At 71.3% G+C, this 17,912-nt stretch carries 22 protein-coding genes; 8 read left to right on the plus strand and 14 right to left on the minus strand.

Annotated elements, in window-relative coordinates; translation table 11 throughout:
- The first annotated feature begins 152 nt into the window (after positions 1–152).
- The gene (locus tag BMW85_RS11730) at positions 153–566 is read left to right on the plus strand and encodes a Fur family transcriptional regulator (protein WP_091080385.1); all 414 of its coding nucleotides are present in this window, start codon (positions 153–155) and stop codon (positions 564–566) included.
- Positions 567–576: 10 nt separating this feature from the next.
- Positions 577–1,515 carry a CAF17-like 4Fe-4S cluster assembly/insertion protein YgfZ gene (ygfZ, locus tag BMW85_RS11735; protein WP_091080386.1) on the plus strand — a complete coding sequence of 313 codons (939 nt, stop codon included), beginning with the start codon at positions 577–579 and terminating at the stop codon, positions 1,513–1,515.
- A gap of 9 nt (positions 1,516–1,524) precedes the next feature.
- Here ygfZ and dtd read toward each other — a convergent pair whose 3' ends face one another.
- Positions 1,525–1,950, minus strand: coding sequence for a D-aminoacyl-tRNA deacylase (gene dtd / locus BMW85_RS11740; RefSeq protein WP_091080389.1), 426 nt, complete (start codon positions 1,948–1,950; stop codon positions 1,525–1,527).
- A gap of 60 nt (positions 1,951–2,010) precedes the next feature.
- Between dtd and BMW85_RS11745 the strand changes: the two genes are divergently transcribed.
- On the plus strand, positions 2,011–2,919 hold the full coding sequence (locus BMW85_RS11745; RefSeq protein WP_091080390.1) for an asparaginase: 909 nt from the start codon (positions 2,011–2,013) through the stop codon (positions 2,917–2,919).
- A gap of 11 nt (positions 2,920–2,930) precedes the next feature.
- Here BMW85_RS11745 and BMW85_RS11750 read toward each other — a convergent pair whose 3' ends face one another.
- Together BMW85_RS11750 and BMW85_RS11755 are read right to left on the minus strand one after the other, a co-directional pair.
- Positions 2,931–4,541 (minus strand): DUF2207 domain-containing protein, encoded by a 1,611-nt coding sequence (locus tag BMW85_RS11750; RefSeq protein WP_091080393.1) that lies wholly within the window; start codon positions 4,539–4,541, stop codon positions 2,931–2,933.
- 27 nt (positions 4,542–4,568) lie between these two features.
- The gene (locus BMW85_RS11755; protein WP_091080396.1) at positions 4,569–5,657 is read right to left on the minus strand and encodes an FAD-dependent monooxygenase; all 1,089 of its coding nucleotides are present in this window, start codon (positions 5,655–5,657) and stop codon (positions 4,569–4,571) included.
- A gap of 107 nt (positions 5,658–5,764) precedes the next feature.
- Between BMW85_RS11755 and BMW85_RS11760 the strand changes: the two genes are divergently transcribed.
- A complete protein-coding gene (locus BMW85_RS11760) occupies positions 5,765–6,706 on the plus strand; it encodes a GntR family transcriptional regulator (protein ID WP_091080398.1) in 942 nt (313 codons plus the stop codon).
- A 12-nt stretch (positions 6,707–6,718) separates the two neighbouring features.
- On the opposite strand, the gene BMW85_RS11765 is transcribed toward BMW85_RS11760, so the two are convergent.
- Both BMW85_RS11765 and BMW85_RS11770 read right to left on the minus strand, forming a co-directional pair.
- Positions 6,719–7,798, minus strand: coding sequence for an ABC transporter substrate-binding protein (locus BMW85_RS11765; protein ID WP_091080401.1), 1,080 nt, complete (start codon positions 7,796–7,798; stop codon positions 6,719–6,721).
- The gene (locus BMW85_RS11770) at positions 7,795–8,331 is read right to left on the minus strand and encodes a SigE family RNA polymerase sigma factor (protein ID WP_091080403.1); all 537 of its coding nucleotides are present in this window, start codon (positions 8,329–8,331) and stop codon (positions 7,795–7,797) included. The genes BMW85_RS11765 and BMW85_RS11770 overlap by 4 nt, the downstream gene beginning before the upstream one ends.
- Positions 8,332–8,598: 267 nt before the next feature.
- Here BMW85_RS11770 and BMW85_RS11775 point away from each other — a divergent pair, with 267 nt between their 5' ends.
- The gene (locus BMW85_RS11775) at positions 8,599–8,805 is read left to right on the plus strand and encodes a cold-shock protein (RefSeq protein ID WP_091080405.1); all 207 of its coding nucleotides are present in this window, start codon (positions 8,599–8,601) and stop codon (positions 8,803–8,805) included.
- A 64-nt stretch (positions 8,806–8,869) separates the two neighbouring features.
- Here BMW85_RS11775 and BMW85_RS11780 read toward each other — a convergent pair whose 3' ends face one another.
- Positions 8,870–9,211: a helix-turn-helix domain-containing protein gene (locus BMW85_RS11780; protein WP_091080408.1), complete on the minus strand. Its 342-nt coding sequence runs from the start codon at positions 9,209–9,211 to the stop codon at positions 8,870–8,872.
- Positions 9,212–9,710: 499 nt separating this feature from the next.
- On the minus strand, positions 9,711–10,682 hold the full coding sequence (locus BMW85_RS11785; RefSeq protein WP_091080411.1) for a GlxA family transcriptional regulator: 972 nt from the start codon (positions 10,680–10,682) through the stop codon (positions 9,711–9,713).
- A gap of 155 nt (positions 10,683–10,837) precedes the next feature.
- Between BMW85_RS11785 and BMW85_RS11790 the strand changes: the two genes are divergently transcribed.
- A complete protein-coding gene (locus BMW85_RS11790; protein WP_245774730.1) occupies positions 10,838–11,596 on the plus strand; it encodes a dienelactone hydrolase family protein in 759 nt (252 codons plus the stop codon).
- Here the strand turns inward: BMW85_RS11790 and BMW85_RS11795 are convergent.
- From BMW85_RS11795 to BMW85_RS11815, 5 genes are all read right to left on the minus strand, one after another.
- Complete coding sequence (locus BMW85_RS11795; protein WP_091080415.1) at positions 11,581–11,946, minus strand: DUF2516 family protein; 366 nt, start codon at positions 11,944–11,946, stop codon at positions 11,581–11,583. The two genes, BMW85_RS11790 and BMW85_RS11795, sit on opposite strands and share 16 nt — an antisense overlap.
- Before the next feature lie 149 nt (positions 11,947–12,095).
- On the minus strand, positions 12,096–12,527 hold the full coding sequence (locus tag BMW85_RS11800) for a hypothetical protein (protein WP_091080418.1): 432 nt from the start codon (positions 12,525–12,527) through the stop codon (positions 12,096–12,098).
- Between the two features lie 3 nt (positions 12,528–12,530).
- Complete coding sequence (locus tag BMW85_RS11805) at positions 12,531–13,022, minus strand: helix-turn-helix domain-containing protein (protein WP_091080421.1); 492 nt, start codon at positions 13,020–13,022, stop codon at positions 12,531–12,533.
- A 60-nt stretch (positions 13,023–13,082) separates the two neighbouring features.
- Positions 13,083–13,988, minus strand: a complete 906-nt coding sequence (locus BMW85_RS11810; protein WP_091080424.1) for a M56 family metallopeptidase — start codon at positions 13,986–13,988, stop codon at positions 13,083–13,085.
- Positions 13,985–14,440, minus strand: coding sequence for a BlaI/MecI/CopY family transcriptional regulator (locus tag BMW85_RS11815; protein WP_281249572.1), 456 nt, complete (start codon positions 14,438–14,440; stop codon positions 13,985–13,987). Before BMW85_RS11815 ends, BMW85_RS11810 begins: the two co-directional genes overlap by 4 nt.
- Between BMW85_RS11815 and BMW85_RS11820 the strand changes: the two genes are divergently transcribed.
- The gene (locus BMW85_RS11820) at positions 14,430–14,936 is read left to right on the plus strand and encodes an O-acetyl-ADP-ribose deacetylase (protein ID WP_091080430.1); all 507 of its coding nucleotides are present in this window, start codon (positions 14,430–14,432) and stop codon (positions 14,934–14,936) included. The two genes, BMW85_RS11815 and BMW85_RS11820, sit on opposite strands and share 11 nt — an antisense overlap.
- On the opposite strand, the gene BMW85_RS11825 is transcribed toward BMW85_RS11820, so the two are convergent.
- Together BMW85_RS11825 and BMW85_RS11830 are read right to left on the minus strand one after the other, a co-directional pair.
- Positions 14,933–15,739 (minus strand): SAM-dependent methyltransferase, encoded by an 807-nt coding sequence (locus BMW85_RS11825; RefSeq protein ID WP_091080432.1) that lies wholly within the window; start codon positions 15,737–15,739, stop codon positions 14,933–14,935. The genes BMW85_RS11820 and BMW85_RS11825 overlap by 4 nt on opposite strands.
- A gap of 38 nt (positions 15,740–15,777) precedes the next feature.
- On the minus strand, positions 15,778–16,518 hold the full coding sequence (locus tag BMW85_RS11830; protein WP_091080433.1) for an SDR family oxidoreductase: 741 nt from the start codon (positions 16,516–16,518) through the stop codon (positions 15,778–15,780).
- A 111-nt stretch (positions 16,519–16,629) separates the two neighbouring features.
- Between BMW85_RS11830 and mshA the strand changes: the two genes are divergently transcribed.
- Positions 16,630–17,907, plus strand: coding sequence for a D-inositol-3-phosphate glycosyltransferase (gene mshA / locus BMW85_RS11835; RefSeq protein ID WP_091080436.1), 1,278 nt, complete (start codon positions 16,630–16,632; stop codon positions 17,905–17,907).
- The last annotated feature ends 5 nt before the right edge of the window (positions 17,908–17,912 follow it).

Below are 17,912 nucleotides of genomic sequence, written 5' to 3' on the forward strand. Positions count from 1 at the left end.
GACAAGCGTCCGCGACGTCAGCGGACAACCACCTCGCTAGCCCGACTATGACTAACCATTATTCGGACCACCTCCTTTCCGCGTACCCACGAAGTTATGTGGTGGTTCGCGCGGGAGGCAAATGAATATCGCCGGGCCGTAGACTCGGGAGCATGACCGAGACGCAGTGGCACGAGGAACTCCGTGCGAAGGGCTACCGGGTCACGCCGCAGCGCCAGCTCGTCCTCGAAGCGGTCAAGGATCTGGAGCACGCCACACCTGAGGAGATCTGCGTCAAGGTGCGCGAGACGGCGCGCGGGGTCAACATCTCGACCGTCTACCGCACCCTGGAGCTGCTGGAGGAGCTGGGGCTGGTCACCCACACGCATCTCGGGCACGGCGCGCCGACCTACCACCTGGCGGCCGAGGCCGACCACGTCCACCTGGTGTGCCGGGGCTGCGACCAGGTGTTCGAGGTGCGGCCGGAGCTGGCCGAGGGGTTGGTGAAGGCGCTGGACGACGAGATGGGGTTCGTCGCCGACGTGCACCACCTGACCGTCTTCGGACGTTGCCGCGACTGCCGATAGCCTGGAAGGCATGCGTAGCCCTCTGCTCGACCTCCCCGGCGCGGTCGCCGCTGACGCCCCGGACTCCGACGTAGCCGCCCACTACGGCGACCTGTTCGCCGAGCAGCGCGCGCTGGCCAAGGGCGAGGCGGTCGTCGATCGCAGCAACCGCGAGGTGATCCGGATCTCCGGCGCCGACCGGCTGAAGTGGCTCAACGACCTGACCTCGCAGAAGCTCGACACTCTCAAACCGGGCGAGTGGACGCAGACGCTCGACCTCGACCTGCAGGGCCGCGTGCTGCACCACCTGACCCTGGTCGACGACGGCGAGAGCGTGCTGGCCCACGTCGAGCCGGGCACCGCGCAGAGCCTGATCGACTATCTCGACCGCATGCGGTTCATGCTGCGGGTCGAGGTGTCGCGGGCCGACGACCTCGCCGTGCTCTCCACGGCCGACGCGGACGTCCTGGTGCCGCGCGCCGAGCTGCCCGAGCACCTGGGCAGGCCGCTGGCGGGGCTGTGGGCGTACGAAGCGCTGCGCATCGAGGCGCACCGGCCGCGGCTGGGCTTCGAGACCGACCACAAGACGATCCCGCACGAGGTGGGCTGGATCGGCGCGGCGGTCCACCTGACCAAGGGCTGCTACCGCGGTCAGGAGACCGTGGCCCGGGTGCACAACCTCGGGCACCCGCCGCGCCGCCTGGTGTTCCTGCACCTCGACGGCAGCGTCGACACGCTGCCCGTGCACGGCGACCCGGTGATCTTCGAGAGCCAGGAGGTCGGCGTGGTCGGCTCGGCGGCCCGCCACCACGAGCTGGGCCCGATCGCGCTGGCCGTGGTCAAGCGCACGGTGCCGGTCGACGCGCCGCTGCTGGCGGGCGGCGTCGCGGCGAGCCAGGAGGTCGTGGTGCCGCCGGACGCCGGGCGCAACGTCTCCATCGACCCGTCGCTGCGCCGCCGGATCAGGTGATCAGGGAGCTCAGAAGTCGAGGACGAGGGTGATCGGGCCGTCGTTGACGAGCGAGACCTTCATGTCCGCGCCGAACACGCCTGTCTCCACGTGGGCGCCGAGCGCGCGCAGCTCCTCGACGACGGCGTTCACCAGGGGCTCGGCGACGGGCCCTGGGGCGGCGGCCTGCCAGGTGGGCCGCCGGCCCTTGCGCGCGTCGCCGTAGAGGGTGAACTGGCTGATCACCAGGAGCGGGGCGGCGACGTCGGAGCACGACTTCTCGCCGTGCAGGATCCGCAGGCCCCACAGCTTGGCGGCGAGCTTGGCCGCCTCGGCCCTGGTGTCGGTGTGCGTGACCCCGACCAGGACGAGCAGGCCGGGCTCGGCGATCTCGCCGACCGTCCGGCCCTCGACCTCCACGGACGCTGAACTCACTCGCTGCACCACTGCTCGCATGACATCTCATTCTGGACCAGGAAAGACCCTTCATAGACTCGTCCCGAAAGGGGTACGGATATGTCGTTGATCGTGGAAGTGGTGCGGTCCGGGTTCGTGGAGTCCACGCATCAGGCTCGCATGCTGACCGTGGACGCCGAAGGCCGCCTGGTCGAGACGCGGGGCGCGGTGCACGTGCCCGCCTCGCCGCGCTCGTCGATGAAGCCGCTCCAGGCGCTCGGCATGCTGCGCAGCGGGCTGGCGCTGGAGGACGAGCTGCTGGCGCTCGCCTGCGCCTCGCACTCGGGCGAGCCGTTCCACGTGGACGGGGTACGCAAGATCCTCGCGGGCGCCGGGCTGGAGGAGTCGGCGCTGCGCTGCCCCGAGGACCACCCGTTCGACCGGAACTCGACCGAGTACGGACGGATCTACATGAACTGCTCCGGCAAGCACGCCGCCATGCTGGCCACCTGCGTGGTCAACGACTGGCCGCTGACCACCTACCTGGAGCCGTCGCACCCGTTGCAGCGGGCGATCAGGGCGACCGTCGAGGAGTTCACCGGCGAGCGGGTGGCGGCCTCGGGCGTGGACGGCTGCGGTGCGCCGCTGTTCTTCGTGTCGATGCTGGGGGTGACGAAGGCGTTCCGCGCGTTCCCGAGGTCGTCGGCCGACTCGTACGAACGCAAGATCTTCGACGCGATGCGCGCCCACCCCGAGTGGACGTCCGGCACCGACCGGCCCGAGGCGAAGCTCATGCGCGCGCTGCCCGGCCTGATGCTGAAGGCGGGCGCCGAGGGGTTCGACGCGTTCGCGTTCGAGGACGGCAGGGCGGGCACCGTCAAGATCGAGGACGGCTCGGCGCGGGCCCGCGGTCCGGTCACGGTGGCGGCGCTGCGCTCGCTCGGCCTCGACGCCCCGGAGCTGGCCGAGGTGGCCGCCCCGCCGGTGCTGGGCGGGGGACTGCCGGTCGGCGAGGTGAGGATCCGCTAGCCGCGGGCGGCCTACAGGCTGCGGAACTGCCGGGTCGCGGAGATGGCGCCCGAGGTCGTCGTGCAGAACGTGCGCATCGAGCCGGCGAACTTCGACAGGTCCCACTCCGCGGGCCCGTGATACCAGTAGAGGTTGTCGGCCTGGTGGCCGTTGCCGGTGACGGAGGCCACCACGCGCGACCAGTGCTCCACGCCGTCGAAGATCACCGCGTACGGCAGATAGCGGGAGAACAGCTCCACCCGGTGCTGCTCGGGCACGTGGCCCAGCTCGCCGGAGAACAGATACTCGCGGAAGCCCAGGGTGTGGGCCAGCGCCGCCGAGCCCTTGGCGGTCTTGGCCGGCATGTACTGCCCGCCGATGGCGAGCGCGCCGCCCGCGATGATGACGGCGAGGCCGAGCAGCCCGTACGTGGTGAACCAGGCGAGCCCGGCCGTGGCGAGCACGCCGGCCACGATGAGGACCACGCCGGCCGTCGTCCACCGGGTGCGCTCGGTGTCGGGACGGCGGGCGAACCAGCCCTGCTTGACCACGTCGGCGTAGAGCGCGTCACGGACCTTGCCGAGGTGCGTGGCGAACGTCCCGGACAGTTGCGACAGCAGCACCGCGTCCCGGCCGTCGAAGATGGCGTCGTGGAGCGCCTTCTCGTACGGCAGGAGGGCGTCGGCCGGCGCGGTGGGCAGCCGTACGAGCAGCCAGTCGGGCGCGTCGTACGTCTGGCGGGGCTGCTCGTCGATGCGCAGGTAGCCACGGACGGCGAGGTCCACGATGGTGGCGGTGACGTCCACGACGTCGGCCTGCTCGTCCACGAGCGTGCCGATCTGGCCGGGCCGGACCCCGTCCGGCGGGGAGAAGTGCCCGTTCTGTACGGGATTGACCGCCCCCTGGCCGCCGCCCGTCGCGCGGGCGTCGCGGCCCCGCGTCCAGTAGAGCAGGCCCACGCCGCCGAGCAGCAGCACCAGCAGGCCGGCCAGGGCGCCGCCGGTGACGGTGTTCAGCGTGAACGCCGACGCCAGCGAGAAGCGCCGCTCCAGGATCGGCGTGCCCTTGCTGGAGCCCGCCGGGTAGCCGATGACGACGGTCAAAGCCTCGCCGGGCGCGAGGTCCTCCTGCTCGAAGTCGGCGTGCGTGGCGGAGTGGTCCATGGAGGCGGCGGTGCAGCCGACGGCCGAGGTGAGCTCGCCGGCGAAGCAGGACAGGTTCTGGACCTGGCCGGGGCCCTCCACCTTGACGGTGGCCTTGGCGACCGGCTGGTTCCAGCCGCTCACCGCGAACCAGCGCAGCTCCTCCACGCCGCCCGAGGACATCACCGCGCCCTTGACGTCGTACTCGACGGTGCCGCTCGTCACGGTGAGCGTGTCGCCGTCGAACGTGCCGCCCTTGACGTTCTCGATCCGGTAGAGGCGGTCGTTGCCGTCGTCGTAGCGGGTGCGGGTGATGAAGGTGCGCTTCAGACCGCTCGACCCGCCGCTGATCTTCTCGACCACGTGCAGGGTGCCGTCCTTGCCGAGGGTCATCGTGACGTCGTCCGTGATCCCGGCCGTCGCGGCGAGGGCGGCGGGAGCGGCGGTCAGCGTCAGAGCGGTGGCCCCCAGCGCGGCCAGCGTGAGTCTGATACCGGTCATGGCGGCAAATCGTAGCGGTTTGTCCCGTCAATCGAGCGTGATGGCGTGCGCCGCCCGCTGGATGCTCTCCGGGGCCGCGCCCTGGCCGGGGTTCTCGGTGGCGAGCGCCTGGTTGGCGGCCACGAACGGGCGCATCCGCCGCTCGTAGCGGTCGAACGCGCCGGCCGGGGCGGCGCCGAGCTCCTGCGCCAGCACGTACGCCCCCACCATGGCGAGGCTGGTGCCCTGCCCGGACAGCGGCGAGGCGCAGTAGCCGGCGTCGCCGACCAGCGTCACCCGTCCGGCCGACCAGCGGTCCATCACGATCTGCGCCATCGCGTCGAAGTAGAAGTCGTCCGCCTTACCCATCGCGTCGAGCAGCCGGGGCACCTCCCAGCCGAGGCCGGCGCAGCGCTCCTGGACGAGCCGCTTCTGGGCGTCGAGGTCGCGGTGGTCGTAGGCGATCGGGCCGTCCTCGAAGCCCAGGTTGACCCGCATCGTGGTGGTGTCGCGGTCGCTGTAGACGACGCCGCCCACCTGGCCGTCGCGGAACCAGGTCTGCCAGTGGTCGAGGCCGAGGAAGTTGGGCGCGGTGAAGATGGAGACGTACGCGCCGAGGTGGCGGACGTAGCGCTCCTCGGGGCCGAAGGCCAGGCGGCGTACGTTGGAGTGCAGCCCGTCGGCGCCGACCACGTAGTCGTAGCGTTCGCGCCGGCCGCTGTCGAACGTGACGTCCACGCCGTCCGCGTCCTGGTCGAGGGCGGCGATCGAGTCGCCGTACACGATGGCGGGGCCGGCGGCGGCGAGGACCAGCGCGGTCAGGTCGTCGCGCATGATCTCGACGTCGGGGCTGTCGAACGCGCCGCCGCTCAGCGTGCCCTCGGTGCTGCGCATGAGCTCGGCGCCGGAGCCGTCCACCATCGACATGCCGCGCATCCGGGTCCGCAGGGCTCTGGCCTGCTCCAGGACGCCCATCCGGTCGGCGACCGTGAGGGCCGCGCCCCGGACGTCGATGGCCTGCCCGCCGGTGCGCGGGGCCGGGGCCCGCTCGACGATCTCCGCCTCGATCCCGTGCCGCCCCAGCCAGTAGGCCAGGACGGGACCGCCGACGCTCGCGCCCGAGATGAGCACCTTCATGTTCCGCTCCTTTGTTTGTACGTTGTACGCAGGAACTGAATGTACGGCGTACATACAGCAGGCAGCAAGGCTAGGATGGAGAGATCTGTACTAGAACAGGGGATGAGATGGACACTCCGCCCTACGCCCGCATCGCCGGCGACATCAAGCGACGCATCGCCGACGGCAGGCTGCGCCCCGGCGACCGCGTGCCCTCCACCCGCCAGCTCGCCCGCGACTGGGACGTCGCCCTGGCCACCGCCGCCAAGGCCCTCGCGCTGCTGGCCCAGGAGGGAGTGGTGATCGCCGAGCCGCGGGTCGGCACGGTGGTCGCCGAGCAGCGCGGGCCCGGCCGCCCGGCGGCCCGCCGCGGCGCGGGGCAGGCGGCCCGCGGACCGGGACGGCCGGGCGACGCCCGCGAGCGCGTCGTGCGCGCGGCCGTCGAGCTCGCCGACGCCGACGGGCTCGACGAGCTGACCATGCGCGCGCTCGCCGACCGGCTGGGGATGGCCACGATGTCCCTCTACCGCCACGTCAGCGGCAAGGACGAGCTGGTCCTGCTCATGGTCGACGCGGTCATCGACGACCACCCGTTGCCCGAGGAACGGCCCGCCGGCTGGCGCGAGACGCTGGAGACGAGCGCCCGGCTGCAGTGGGCGGCCTACCGGGCGCACCCCTGGATGGCGGGGGTCACCTCGCTGTACCGCCCGCTGCCCTCCGCCGGCCTGCTGAAGCACTCGGAGTGGGTGATGAGCGCCCTGGCCGGCACCCGGCTCGACGCGACGGCCAAGATGAACGTCCACATCCTGCTCTACAGCTTCGTGCAGGGCCTGGCCGCCAACTTCGAGCAGGAGCGGCGGGCCCGCGCCGCCACCGGCCTGTCGGACGAGGAGTGGATGAGCGCGCAGGAGGAGCGCATGCGGGCGGTGAGCGAGTCGCCGGGATACGGGGCCTTCGCCGCGTTCCTGGGTGAGCTGGGGGAGTTCGACCTCGATCTCGACCGGCTCTTCGAGTTCGGGCTGCGGCCCCTGCTCGACGGCCTGGCCCGGCAGATCGACCAGCCGGGCTGAGGCCCCTCGCGCTCACTCGGTCTTCGCGACCGCCTCTCCGGGCTCCGGCAGGCGCCTGAGCCAGCCCTGAGCGCGGGCCAGGGCGGCGATCCGCGTCAGATGTGTCAGATCCACCTTGTCCGGATAGGAGCCGAGCGTGACGTTCGCGACCACCTTCTGGGAGATCTTGGTGTACGTGGGCAGCGCCGCGCGCGCGAGCTCAGGATCGGCGGCGACCAGGCGTGCCGCCTTGCCCAGCGCGCGCTGGAAGGCCGCCAGCGTGCGCGGGTTGCGCCGGATCCACCTCTCGGTGGCGGTCATGCCCGAGGTCTGCAGGTTCGCGAGGTCGCCGCTCATCGCGTCCCCGAGGACCCGTACCTGCCCGCCCTCACGTCCGACCGTGACGAAGGGCTCGGCCAGCAGGGCGGCGTCGAACCGTCCCCCCTTCAGCCCGCCGAGCATCTCGGGATAGGGCGACTCGACCAGCACGACGTCCTTCGACGTCAGCCCCGCCCGCTCCAGCACGGCGGTCAGAGCCAGCGAGGGGAGCCCGCCGAGCTGGTGGACGGCGATCCTCTTGCGCTTGAGGCCGGTGACCGTCCGCACCTTCGAGGTGGTGTTCACCACGAGGGCCAGCGTTCCCGGCGCGGACTGATGGGAGGCCGTCACGATCTTGAGGTGCTTGCCGGACTCGGTCGCTCGGAAAAACGTCGCGTAGTCGAGCTGGATCAGATCCAGCCGGTTCGCCTCCAGCAAGGGCACCCCCTGCGCCGACCCGGGCAGGAACATCGGCTGCACGCTCAGCCCTTCCTCCCGGAAATAGCCCATCCTCAGGGCCACGATCAGGACCGCCGACTCCACCGTCGGCACCACGCCGACGCTGATGCTCGACCGCTCCGGCGGGAGGGACGGAGCGACCGCGGCGGGAGGTTCCGCGAGCAACGCCCGCGCCCCGATCGTGGCGGCGAGCAGGGTGACCACGACCGTCGCGGCGGCGGCGAACGCTATCAGGTTGCGCCTTCTCCGCTGATAGCGCGCCATCACCGTCGCGCCCAGGTCGTGCTGCGGCATCTCGTCGGCGATGCGGCCGAGCTGGTCTCCGAGCCAGGTCATCGGCGTGCCCCCTCGTTCCAGGCCGGGTCGTCGTTCAGTACGGGCAGATAGGACGCCAGCTCGGGCGCGAGCGCGCGCAGCCGCGCCAGCGCGTGGTGCGCCTGGCTCTTGACCGTGCCGACCGAGCAGCCCATCAGTTCGGCCACCTCGCGTTCGGTCCGGTCCTCGTAGAAGCGCAGCACCAGCACGGCCCGCTGCTTGGGCGTCAGCCGCATGAGCGCCTGACGCAGCACGATCCGCAGGACGGCGGAGTCCTCGCTCGAATGGGCGCGCTCCGGTAACTCGGATCTCAGCACCTCGCCCGAGCCGCGTCGCCGTCGCCACGAGATGTACTGGTTCACCAGCGCCTTACGGGCGTAGGCGTCCAGATTGTCGATGTGACGCAGCTTCGGCCACCGTCCGAGCATGCGGACCAGCACGCTCTGCAGGAGGTCCTCCGCGAGATGGACCTCTCCGGTGAGCAGATAGCACAGGCGCAGCAGCGGGCGTTGGTGGGTATCCAGGAACGCCGTGAACGCGGCATCGCGATCCAACGTCTCTCCTCATGTCGGCACTGCCCCTTGAACGCCGTGGCCGTGGAGAAAGGTTGGCATCGCTGCGCGTGCGCATCACGATTGACCGTGTGCTAGGCTGACAGCAGTTGCAGTTGTGGTACCCATAATGAACTTGTGTGCGCCTGACGGTATGTAGCGTCGGGTGCATTTTTTGTTTGCCGGTCTTCTCCGGGTGTGGGCCTATCTGGCGACGCGAGATCCGTAAGGTGCGGATCTCGGCTTGGCACCGATCAAGAGGAGATCATCATGGCTACTGGCACCGTGAAGTGGTTCAACTCCGAAAAGGGCTTCGGCTTCATCGAGCAGGACGGCGGCGGCGCCGACGTCTTCGCCCACTACTCCAACATCGTCTCCCAGGGCGGCTACCGCGAGCTGCACGAGGGCCAGAAGGTGTCCTTCGACATCACCCAGGGCCAGAAGGGCCCGCAGGCCGAGAACATCGTGGCCGCCTGACCCGAGAGCGCCACACCAAGACCCGGCCAGCTTCACGCTGCCGGGTCTTCTTGCGTCACGGGTGCTACTGCCCGGCCGGGCGGTCGCGCGCGGCGTTGATGCGCAGCGCCTCGGCGAGCTGATCCTCCAGGATGATGATCCGGCAGGCCGCTTCCACGGGCGTGCCCTGATCGACGAGTTCCCTGGCGCGCGCGGCCAGCCGTAGCTGGTAGCGGGAGTAGCGGCGGTGCCCGCCGCTGGAGCGTTTCGGCTCGATCAGTTTCGCGGCGCCCAGAGCCCGCAGGAACGCGGGGCTGACACCGAGCATCTCCGCGGCCGCGCCCATGCTGTAGGCGGGGTAATCCTCATCGTCGAACCGGTCTTCGGCGCCGGCTCCACTTTCGGCAGCCGAGCGAGGTTGATCCATACATTCCTTTCCAGAACGCGCACAGGGGGCCCCGGCGCGTGTCGCGCCGGGGCCCCGAAGAGTTCAACACCATCTACCGGCCGTTCGGCCGGCTCACTGTTTTCCGCATTCGCCGTGCTGAACGGCGGTGATGCGGGGATCGCGGATGCGTGACCGTAGACCACCTTCCTATCTGTGGAACTGCGGTACCCGAGCGGCGAGACTCAGCCGGCAGCGGGCGATCCCGATGGCGTTCAACACTCCCTTCATCTCTATCTTCCGGACCACTGTCCAACTTCACCTGTGGCAGCGCGTCCACGATCTGGGCCCCTTACAACTGCGCTGGCCCTTCACGTCCGACCTTCTGCCGTACATCGTGCTCCGGGCAGTTCGTCGTGGTGCCGATGTTTCCGCTGCCCGGTCCAACCGTTCCTTGCGATATGAGAAACACTAGCCTCAACGGCCACGAATGTCTACTGCGGCGAACACAGATTTTCGGTGTCCGGCGTGGAAGGTGTCCTCAGCCGGCGTCGCGGCGGAAGGCCGCCCGGTAGTCCTGCGGGCGCCGCCCGGTGTGCCGGGCGAACAGGGCGGCGAAGGTGCCGGGGTCCCGGTAGCCGACCGCCGCGGCGATCCCGGCCACCGTGCGGTCGGTCGTCTCAAGGAGATGGCGGGCGCGGCGGACCCGCGAGGACTGGAGGTAGGCGAGCGGGCTCCGGCCGGTCTCGCCGGCGAAGCGCCGCAGCAGCGTCCGGGTGCTGACGTTGAACGCCCTCGACAGCGCGGCCAGGTCGTACGGGTCGGCGAGGTTCTGGTCGAGCCGGCGCATGACCCGCCGTGAGAACTGGTGCCCGGGCTGCGGCAGGAGCCGGGTGTCGACGTACGGGGCCTGGGACGAGCGGGCGTCGTCGACGAGCGCCACCCGCGCGGTCGTCCGTGCCACGCGGGGGCCGCTGTGCTCGCGGATCAGCGCCAGCGCGAAGTCGTACATGGCGCTGAAGGCCGCCGTCGTCGTCACCCCTTTGTCGGTGACGACCAGGTGTTCGGCCTGGACCTCGGCGTCCGGGCAGCGCCGGGCCAGCTCATCGGCGAGCAGCCAGGCCGTGGTGGCCCGGCGCCGGTGGAGCAGCCCGGCCTCGGCGACCAGGAAGGCGCCGGCGCAGATGGAGACCACGGCGTTGCCCGTGGCCGCGTGCGAGCGGATCACGGCGATCTCAGGGCCGAGGGGCGCCAGCCTCGCGTCCACGTCCAGGGCAGGCCCGAGCTCGAATCCCGGCACCACGAGGACGTCCACCTCGCGTACCGGGCAGACGCCCAGCGTCGTGCCGCCCGAGGCGGCGACCCGGCCGCGCGGCGACATGACCGCCACCTCGTAGCTCACCAGGTCGGGACCGCCGAGGTGGGTGGCCATCGTCAGCAGGTCGGGGACGCCGAACACTTCGGAGGCGAAACACCCCGGATAGGCCAGGACGCCCACACGCAGCTCGCTCACGCTCGCCCTCCTTGCTACGGCTGTGGCGAGATTACCCCTGGACCTGGCGATCCGGCCGGTCGCCCCGGGCTGCCCGATCGGTACAGGCTGCCCTCATGAGCCTTGACGATCCCATCACCGATTTCCTCCGTCGCAGTGTGGAAGTGGAGGGGGTGGTGAAGACGGTGTACGTCGCGGGCTCCGGCCCCGCGGTGGTGCTGATGCCGGAGATGCCGGGCATCAGCCCTGACGTCCTCCGCCTGGCCCGGTGGATACGGGACGCCGGTTTCACCGTCCACGTTCCGTCGCTCTTCGGCAGGGACGGGGCCTATCCAACGGTCGAGGACGGCGAGAAGGTCCTCCGCCGCGCGTGCGTGAGCGCCGAGTTCCGGGCGTTCGCCGGAGGCGGCACCAGCCCGGTCACGGCCTGGCTGCGCGGGCTCGCGCGGCAGGCCCACGCCGAGTGCGGAGGCCCGGGCGTCGGCGCGATCGGACTGTGCTTCACGGGCAACTTCGCCCTCACGATGGCGCTGGAGCCGGCCGTCATCGCGCCGGTGGTCAACCATCCGTCACTGCCGCTGGACGACCCCGCCGGGCTGGAGCTCAGCGAGGCCGACGCGCTCGCGGTGCGCGAGCGCGTCAGGCGCGACGGGCTGAAGGTGCTCGGCTATCGCTTCGAGGGTGACCGCTGGTGCACCGGCCGGCGTTTCGCCGCCTATCAGGCGCTCCTGGGAGACGCCTTCGACGGCCGGGTCCTACCTGACGGCGTCGCCGGCGACGATCCGCCGCCGTTCTTCCGTGACGTGGTGGGGACCCCGCACAGCGTGGTCACCGCCCATCTCGTGGACGAGGAAGGGCACCCCACGCTCGCGGCCCGGGACGAGATCCTCGCCTTCCTGGCCGGCGCGCTCGGAGTGGGTCACCAGGGCCCGTAGGGGCCGTTGTTGCCGCCCCGGCCCATGCCCTTCACGGCGGGCTTGACGTCCACGATGTAGACGGCCGCGGCGATGACGGCCAGGATCGAGAAGATCCCGAGCCCGATGCCCATGAACTGGCTGCTGCCGAGGAAGAGGAAGGTGATGAGGTATTCGTAGGCGTTCGCGGCCGAGAACAGCGTCGCGAGCACCAGGATGAGCAGCCAGAGCGGCTTCTGGAGCTTGCCCGCCGAGAGGAACGCATTGGCCGGCACCCGTAGCGCGTGCACGAGCGCGTAGACGGACATGCCGAAGATGACGGCGGCGAGCACCAGGAAGAGGAGGTTGAAGACTCCGTTGATCAGACTCATGTGTCGGCTCCGCCCAACGCCCTTGATGAAAAACCGTTCCCCAGCCTAATAGCCGGGACCGACAGCCGGGCACCCCCGACGAGAAAGGCCCGTCTCCGTGGGACGGAGACGGGCCGTGCGCGACCGGCCGCGCGGGTCATGCGCGCGGATCAGGCCTTGGCGGCCTTGGTGGCGGCGCGGGGCCGACCGGCCGGCTTCTTCGTCTCGACGGGCTTGGCGGCGGGCGGCTCGGCGGCCTCCGACACCTCCTCCAGCTCAAGGGCGGCGGTGCCGCTGGCCTGGCTGACGACCTTGCGGCCGCGCGTGGCGAGGTCCTCGTAGACCTCGGTGGCGCGGTTGGTCAGCTGGTCGGCGTACTCGCGGGCCTTGTCGGGGAACTCGCGGGCGACGGACTCGACCCTGTCGGCGTAGGCGCGGGTGCGCTCGGGCAGGTCGCGGGCGAGCTCGTAGCGCCGCGACTGGAGCTTCTGGAGCTGCTCGGGCAGCTCGCGCAGCTTCTCGACGGCGTAGTCGCCGACACCGGCGACGACGTAGAACGGCTTGGAATCGGTGAGCTTCTTGACCTCGGTCGCGAGCGTCATGGGTTAACCTTCCTTGGTTTCCTGGGTGACGTTGCCGTTGCGTGAGGTCGCCGCGTAGGGCTCAAGCGCGGCGAGAAACTCCTCGGGCAGCGGCTCGTCGTCCTGCTCGGATCCGGAGTGAGGGCGAGCGTTCTGGGAGGTCTGCTCGTCCTCCTCCGGATTCTCCTTGCGGAACGACTCATAGATGTCGATCAGCACCTGGCGCTGCCGCTCGGTGAGACGCGAGTCGGCCCGGATCGCCGTGATCACGTCGCTCGGCGGCTCCCGGTCCTCGATCAGGCCGGCCTGCACGTAGAGCGCCTGTGAGGAGATCCGCAGACCTTTGGCGATCTGGTTGAGGATCTCCGCGCTCGGCTTGCGCAGCCCCCGTTCGATCTGGCTGAGGTAGGGGTTGGAGACCCCGGCAGCCGCCGCGAGCTGGCGCAGGGAGATCTTCGCCTGCTGCCGCTGCTCGCGGATGTATTCACCGATCGAACCGACCTTGGGTAGTGCCATACCCATAGTCTGCCTCCCGCTGCTTGCAATTGCAAACGCGGTAGTTAACACCAGCAAGCATCAGAGCTGGTAGACCCACAGGGTGGGTGCGGCGGTGAGCAATGTCACAGCGAGCGTGAGATAACCGTAACGCACCGTCGCCGCGAGCTCGGGACCGGGCTTGACCAGGCGGTTCACCCGCGCCATGACGTTGTGGGCGTGCACACCGAGCATGCCGTGGGGCGTGGGCATGGCGCCCGCCGACCCGAACCTGAGCAGCGCCGTGGCCAGCCTGCGCGGCGAGCAGTAGCGCCGGGCCCGGTCGTCGGCGGCCATCTCGATGAGCAGCTCCACCTGCGCCTGCGCGTCGGCCACGACCTTCGACCACGGCAGCGCCCTGCGCAGCGCCGCGAAGGGCAGCAGCACCAGGTCGTGACGCTCGCGTACGTGCGCCGCCTCGTGCGCCAGCACGGCCGCGAGCTCGTCCTGCGACAGCAGCCTGCGCGCGCCCTCGCTCACCACGACCTGCGAGCGCAGCCCCGGCACGCAGTAGGCGGCGGCGCCGGGGTGGTCGAGCACCCGCACGCCCGGCATCGCCGGGTCGTCGTGGGCGATGAGCGCGAGCAGCGTGCGGTGCCGGTGGCGGGCCCGCAGCGCCTGCACACCGGCGGTGAGCAGCACCGCGACGAGCACGGCCAGCGCGGTGACGCCCGCGATCATGGCGAGCACGTGCAGCGCGTCCCACGGGGTGGCCGGAGTCTCCCCCCGCGCGAACGCGATGAGCCCCGGCAGCACGCCGAGGTCGTAGGGCTGGACCGCGTACGCCAGCATCGCGCCGGTCGTCGCGAGCCCCCAGGCCACGCCCAGGGACTGCCAGAGAAAGATGGCCAGCCGCGGCGCGCGCGGGGTCCAGCCGGCTCTGGTGAAACGCCAGGAGCCGAGGGCGCACGCCGTAGCGAGCACCGCCAGCGCCGCTGCCGTGATCACTCTTCCTCCAGCTCCGTGAGGGCTCTGCGCAGGATGTCCGCCTCCGGGCCTGACACGGCCTGGGCGAAGCGGGTGAGGGCGGCCGACCGGTCGCCCGTCATACCCAGGGCTTCCAGCATAAGCTCGGCGATGTAGGCGTCGCGGCTTTCGGCCGGCTGATATCTCCAGGCCCGGCCGTCGCGGGTGCGGTGCAGGAACCCTTTGCGGGTGAGGCGGTCGAGAACGGTCATCACCGTGGTCGGCGCGAGGTCACGGTCGGCGATGAGCCTGCCGACCTCGCGGGCGGTCAGCGCGCCGTCCTCCGCCCACAGGATGTCCATGATGCTGCGCTCAAGTTCGCCAAGACCCTTCACGTCCTTCAGGGTAGCTCTACAAAGCGTCGAGCTGGCATTCGGGTGCCGGATGTCACACACCGGAACCTTGCCGAGGGGAGAGCCGGACATGAACATCACGCTGGTCAAGGGCGACATCACCGCGCAGCCGGTGGACGCCGTCGTCAACGCCGCCAACTCCTCCCTCATGGGCGGCGGCGGCGTGGACGGCGCCATCCACCGGCGCGGCGGCCCCGACATCCTGCGGGCCTGCAGGGAGCTGCGCGCCGGTCACTACGGCGGCGGCCTGCCGACCGGCCAGGCCGTGGCCACGACCGCGGGCCTGCTGCCCGCCCGCTGGGTGATCCACACCGTGGGGCCCGTCCACTCGGCCGCCGAGGACCGCTCGCACCTGCTGGCCTCCTGCTACCGCGAGTCGCTGCGGGTGGCCGACGAGCTGGAGGCCGCCACGGTGGCCTTCCCCGCCATCTCCACCGGCATCTACGGCTGGCCGATGGACGACGCCGCCCGCATCGCCGTGGCCGCGGTGCGGGCGGCGGAGACGTCGGTGACGGAGGTCAGGTTCGTGCTGTTCGACTCCGCGGCGTACGAGGTCTTCGAGGCGCGGCTCGGCTAGGGCGCGGAGCCCGTACGAGGATCGATCGCGGCCCACGGCAGGGTCAGCTCGCCCAGCCGCCACCGCCGCCACCCGCCCAGCGGCGGCCGGTCGCACACCGGCCAGGAGCCCGCCAGCAGACGTACGGCGGCCAGCCAGCGCTGCCGCGCCCCGTGCGCCCCGTAGGGGGCGCTCACCGCCCAGGCGTGGTCGAAATCGCGCAGGAACGCATGGATCCGCTCACCGGGCACGTTCCGGTGGATGAGCGACTTCGGCAACCGGTCGGCGAGGTCGGAGGGCCGCTCGAAGGCGTCGAACCTGGCCGAGAACGTCAGCGTGCCCGGCCCCTCGGGCGACAGGCCCACCCACACCGCCCGCCGCCCGTTCTCCGAGCAGGTGCCCTCGACCAGCGCGCCGTCCGGGGCCAGCTTGCCGCACAGCACCTCCCAGTAGCGCCAGGCGTCCGCCTCGGGGTACTGCCGCAGCACGTTGAACGCCCGGACCAGCGCCGGCGGCCGGTCCACGGGCAGCTCGAAGCCGCCGAGCCGGAAGCTCAGGCCCTCCCGCTCGTACGGCTTCGCCAGCGCCACCCGCGCCGGGTCGATCTCGATGCCCACCACCTCGACGCGGGGCGCGACCCGGCGCAGCCGCGTGAACAGCTCCAGCGTCGTGGTGTGCGAGGCCCCGTAGCCCAGATCGACCACCAGGGGCCACTCGGCCGTCCGCAGCCGCCGCCCGTGCACCGCGACCACCCACCGGTCGCAGCGCCGCAGCCGGTTGTGGCCGGTCGTGCCCCGGGTGACGGCCCCGACTGGCCTGCTCACCGGACCCTGCTCATCGGATTCTGCTCACCGGACCTTGATCATCTGACGCGGTGCACCTTGTGCTGGGCCGCCTGGGCGCGCGGCCGGATGACCAGGCGGTCGATGTTGACGTGAGCCGGCCTGGTGACGCACCAGGCGATGGCGTCGGCGACGTCGTCGCTGCTCAGCGGGTCGGGGACGCCTTCGTAGACGCGGTCGGCGGCCTCCTGGTCGCCGCGGAACCTGGTGACCGCGAAGCCCTCGCTCCGCACCATGCCAGGCGCGATCTCCACCACGCGCACCGGCTGCCCGACCAGCTCCAGGCGCAGGGTCTCGGCCATCGAGCTCTGGGCGTGCTTGGCCGCGCAGTAGCCGCCGCCGCCCTCGTACGACACCAGGCCGGCGGTCGAGGTCAGCATCACCAGCACGCCGTCGCCGGAGTCGATCAGCTTGGGGGTCAGCGCCTGGGTCATGCGCAGGGAGCCGAGCACGTTGACGTCGTACATGCGCTGCCAGTCGGCGAGCCGCCCCTCGGCGACCGGCTCCAGGCCGAACGCGCCGCCCGCGTTGTTGACCAGCACGTCGCAGCGCTCCAGCGAGGCCGCGAGCGCGGCCACCGACTCGTCGGAGGTCACGTCGAGCGTCACCGCCCGGATGCCGGGCACCTCGGCGGCCAGCTTGTCGAGCCGGTCGCGCCGGCGCGCGCCGGCCACCACGTCGTATCCCTCGGCGGCGAGCCGGCGCGCCGTCGCCTCGCCGATCCCGCTGCTCGCCCCGGTCACCACAGCCGTCTTCCGCATGCCCCACATCCTGCCAGCGCGGGGCCGCCGCGTCCGACGTGCCCCCGGTGTGGTGACATGTCGGGAATGTCGTAAAAATCTGGATGGTTAGCAGCAGGGAGGTGATGTCGAGTGAGGCGACGACGGGTCAGCCGGGTCGCGACCATCAGCATGCACACGTCGCCCCTGCACCAGCCCGGAACGGGCGACGCCGGCGGCATGAACGTGTACATCGTCGAGTCCGCCAGACGGCTCGCCGAGCTCGGCGTGGAGGTGGAGATCTTCACCCGCGCCACCGCCCGCGACCTGCCCCCCGTGGCCGAGCTCGCCCCCGGCGTCCTCGTCCGGCACGTCACCGCCGGCCCGTACGAGGAGATGGACCGCGCCGACCTGCCCGCACAGCTCTGCGCGTTCCTGTCCGAGGTGCTGCGCATCGAGGCCATGTACGACCCCGGCCGCTACGACGTCATCCACTCCCACTACTGGCTCTCCGGCCAGGTCGGCTGGCTGGCCAAGGAGCGCTGGGGCGTCCCCCTCGTCCACACCATGCACACCATGGCCAAGGTCAAGAACCTCCTGCTCGCCGCCGGCGACAAGCCCGAGCCGCAGGCCCGCGTGGTCGGCGAGGAGCAGGTCGTGCAGATCGCCGACCGCCTGGTCGCCAACACCGCCGACGAGGCCGGCGAGCTCATCGACCTGTACGGCGCCGCCGAGCAGCGCGTCGCCGTCGTCAACCCCGGCGTCGACCTCGACGTCTTCAGTCCCGCCTCGCAGGCCGCCGCCCGGCACCGCCTGGGCCTGCCGCTGGGCGCGCACGTGCTGCTGTTCGTCGGCCGCATCCAGCCGCTCAAGGCGCCGGACGTGCTGCTGCGGGCCGCCTCCAGGCTGCTCATCGAGGACCCGTCGCTGCGCGGGCGGCTCGTCGTGGCCTGCGTCGGCGGCCCGTCGGGCAACGGGCTCGCCCGCCCGTCGATCCTCGCCGAACTGGCCGTCGAGCGGGGCATACTCGACGTCGTCCGGCTCGTGCCCGCCGTGCCGCAGCAGGAGCTCGCCGACTGGTACCGCGCGGCCACGGTCACGGTCGTGCCGTCCTACAGCGAGTCGTTCGGCCTCGTCGCGCTGGAGTCGCAGGCGTGCGGCACGCCGGTCGCCGCCGCGGCCGTCGGCGGGCTGCGCACCGCCGTCAGGCACGGCGTCTCCGGCCTGCTCCTCGACACCCACGACCCGGCCGAGTGGGCGCGGGCGCTGAGCCGCTTCGTCACCGAGCCCGCCTGGCGCGACCGGCTCGCCGACGGCGCCCGCGCGCACGCCGCCGCCTTCGGCTGGCAGGCCACGGCGTCCCGGCTGGTGGAGGTCTACTCGGCCGCCGTCGCTCACCTGCACAAGACGCCCGTGGCGATCAATCTGTAGCCTGC

The organism is Nonomuraea wenchangensis (assembly GCF_900111685.1).
Taxonomy (GTDB): domain Bacteria; phylum Actinomycetota; class Actinomycetes; order Streptosporangiales; family Streptosporangiaceae; genus Nonomuraea; species Nonomuraea wenchangensis.

What these genes read in the sequence shown, in the direction of transcription:
- BMW85_RS11730 (WP_091080385.1), top strand. Translation starts at nt 153, where the DNA reads ATGACCGAGACGCAGTGGCACGAGGAACTCCGTGCGAAGGGCTACCGG.
- ygfZ (WP_091080386.1), top strand. Translation starts at nt 577, where the DNA reads ATGCGTAGCCCTCTGCTCGACCTCCCCGGCGCGGTCGCCGCTGACGCC.
- dtd (WP_091080389.1), bottom strand. Translation starts at nt 1,950, where the DNA reads ATGCGAGCAGTGGTGCAGCGAGTGAGTTCAGCGTCCGTGGAGGTCGAG.
- BMW85_RS11745 (WP_091080390.1), top strand. Translation starts at nt 2,011, where the DNA reads ATGTCGTTGATCGTGGAAGTGGTGCGGTCCGGGTTCGTGGAGTCCACG.
- BMW85_RS11750 (WP_091080393.1), bottom strand. Translation starts at nt 4,541, where the DNA reads ATGACCGGTATCAGACTCACGCTGGCCGCGCTGGGGGCCACCGCTCTG.
- BMW85_RS11755 (WP_091080396.1), bottom strand. Translation starts at nt 5,657, where the DNA reads ATGAAGGTGCTCATCTCGGGCGCGAGCGTCGGCGGTCCCGTCCTGGCC.
- BMW85_RS11760 (WP_091080398.1), top strand. Translation starts at nt 5,765, where the DNA reads ATGGACACTCCGCCCTACGCCCGCATCGCCGGCGACATCAAGCGACGC.
- BMW85_RS11765 (WP_091080401.1), bottom strand. Translation starts at nt 7,798, where the DNA reads ATGACCTGGCTCGGAGACCAGCTCGGCCGCATCGCCGACGAGATGCCG.
- BMW85_RS11775 (WP_091080405.1), top strand. Translation starts at nt 8,599, where the DNA reads ATGGCTACTGGCACCGTGAAGTGGTTCAACTCCGAAAAGGGCTTCGGC.
- BMW85_RS11780 (WP_091080408.1), bottom strand. Translation starts at nt 9,211, where the DNA reads ATGGATCAACCTCGCTCGGCTGCCGAAAGTGGAGCCGGCGCCGAAGAC.
- BMW85_RS11795 (WP_091080415.1), bottom strand. Translation starts at nt 11,946, where the DNA reads ATGAGTCTGATCAACGGAGTCTTCAACCTCCTCTTCCTGGTGCTCGCC.
- BMW85_RS11800 (WP_091080418.1), bottom strand. Translation starts at nt 12,527, where the DNA reads ATGACGCTCGCGACCGAGGTCAAGAAGCTCACCGATTCCAAGCCGTTC.
- BMW85_RS11805 (WP_091080421.1), bottom strand. Translation starts at nt 13,022, where the DNA reads ATGGCACTACCCAAGGTCGGTTCGATCGGTGAATACATCCGCGAGCAG.
- BMW85_RS11820 (WP_091080430.1), top strand. Translation starts at nt 14,430, where the DNA reads ATGAACATCACGCTGGTCAAGGGCGACATCACCGCGCAGCCGGTGGAC.
- BMW85_RS11830 (WP_091080433.1), bottom strand. Translation starts at nt 16,518, where the DNA reads ATGCGGAAGACGGCTGTGGTGACCGGGGCGAGCAGCGGGATCGGCGAG.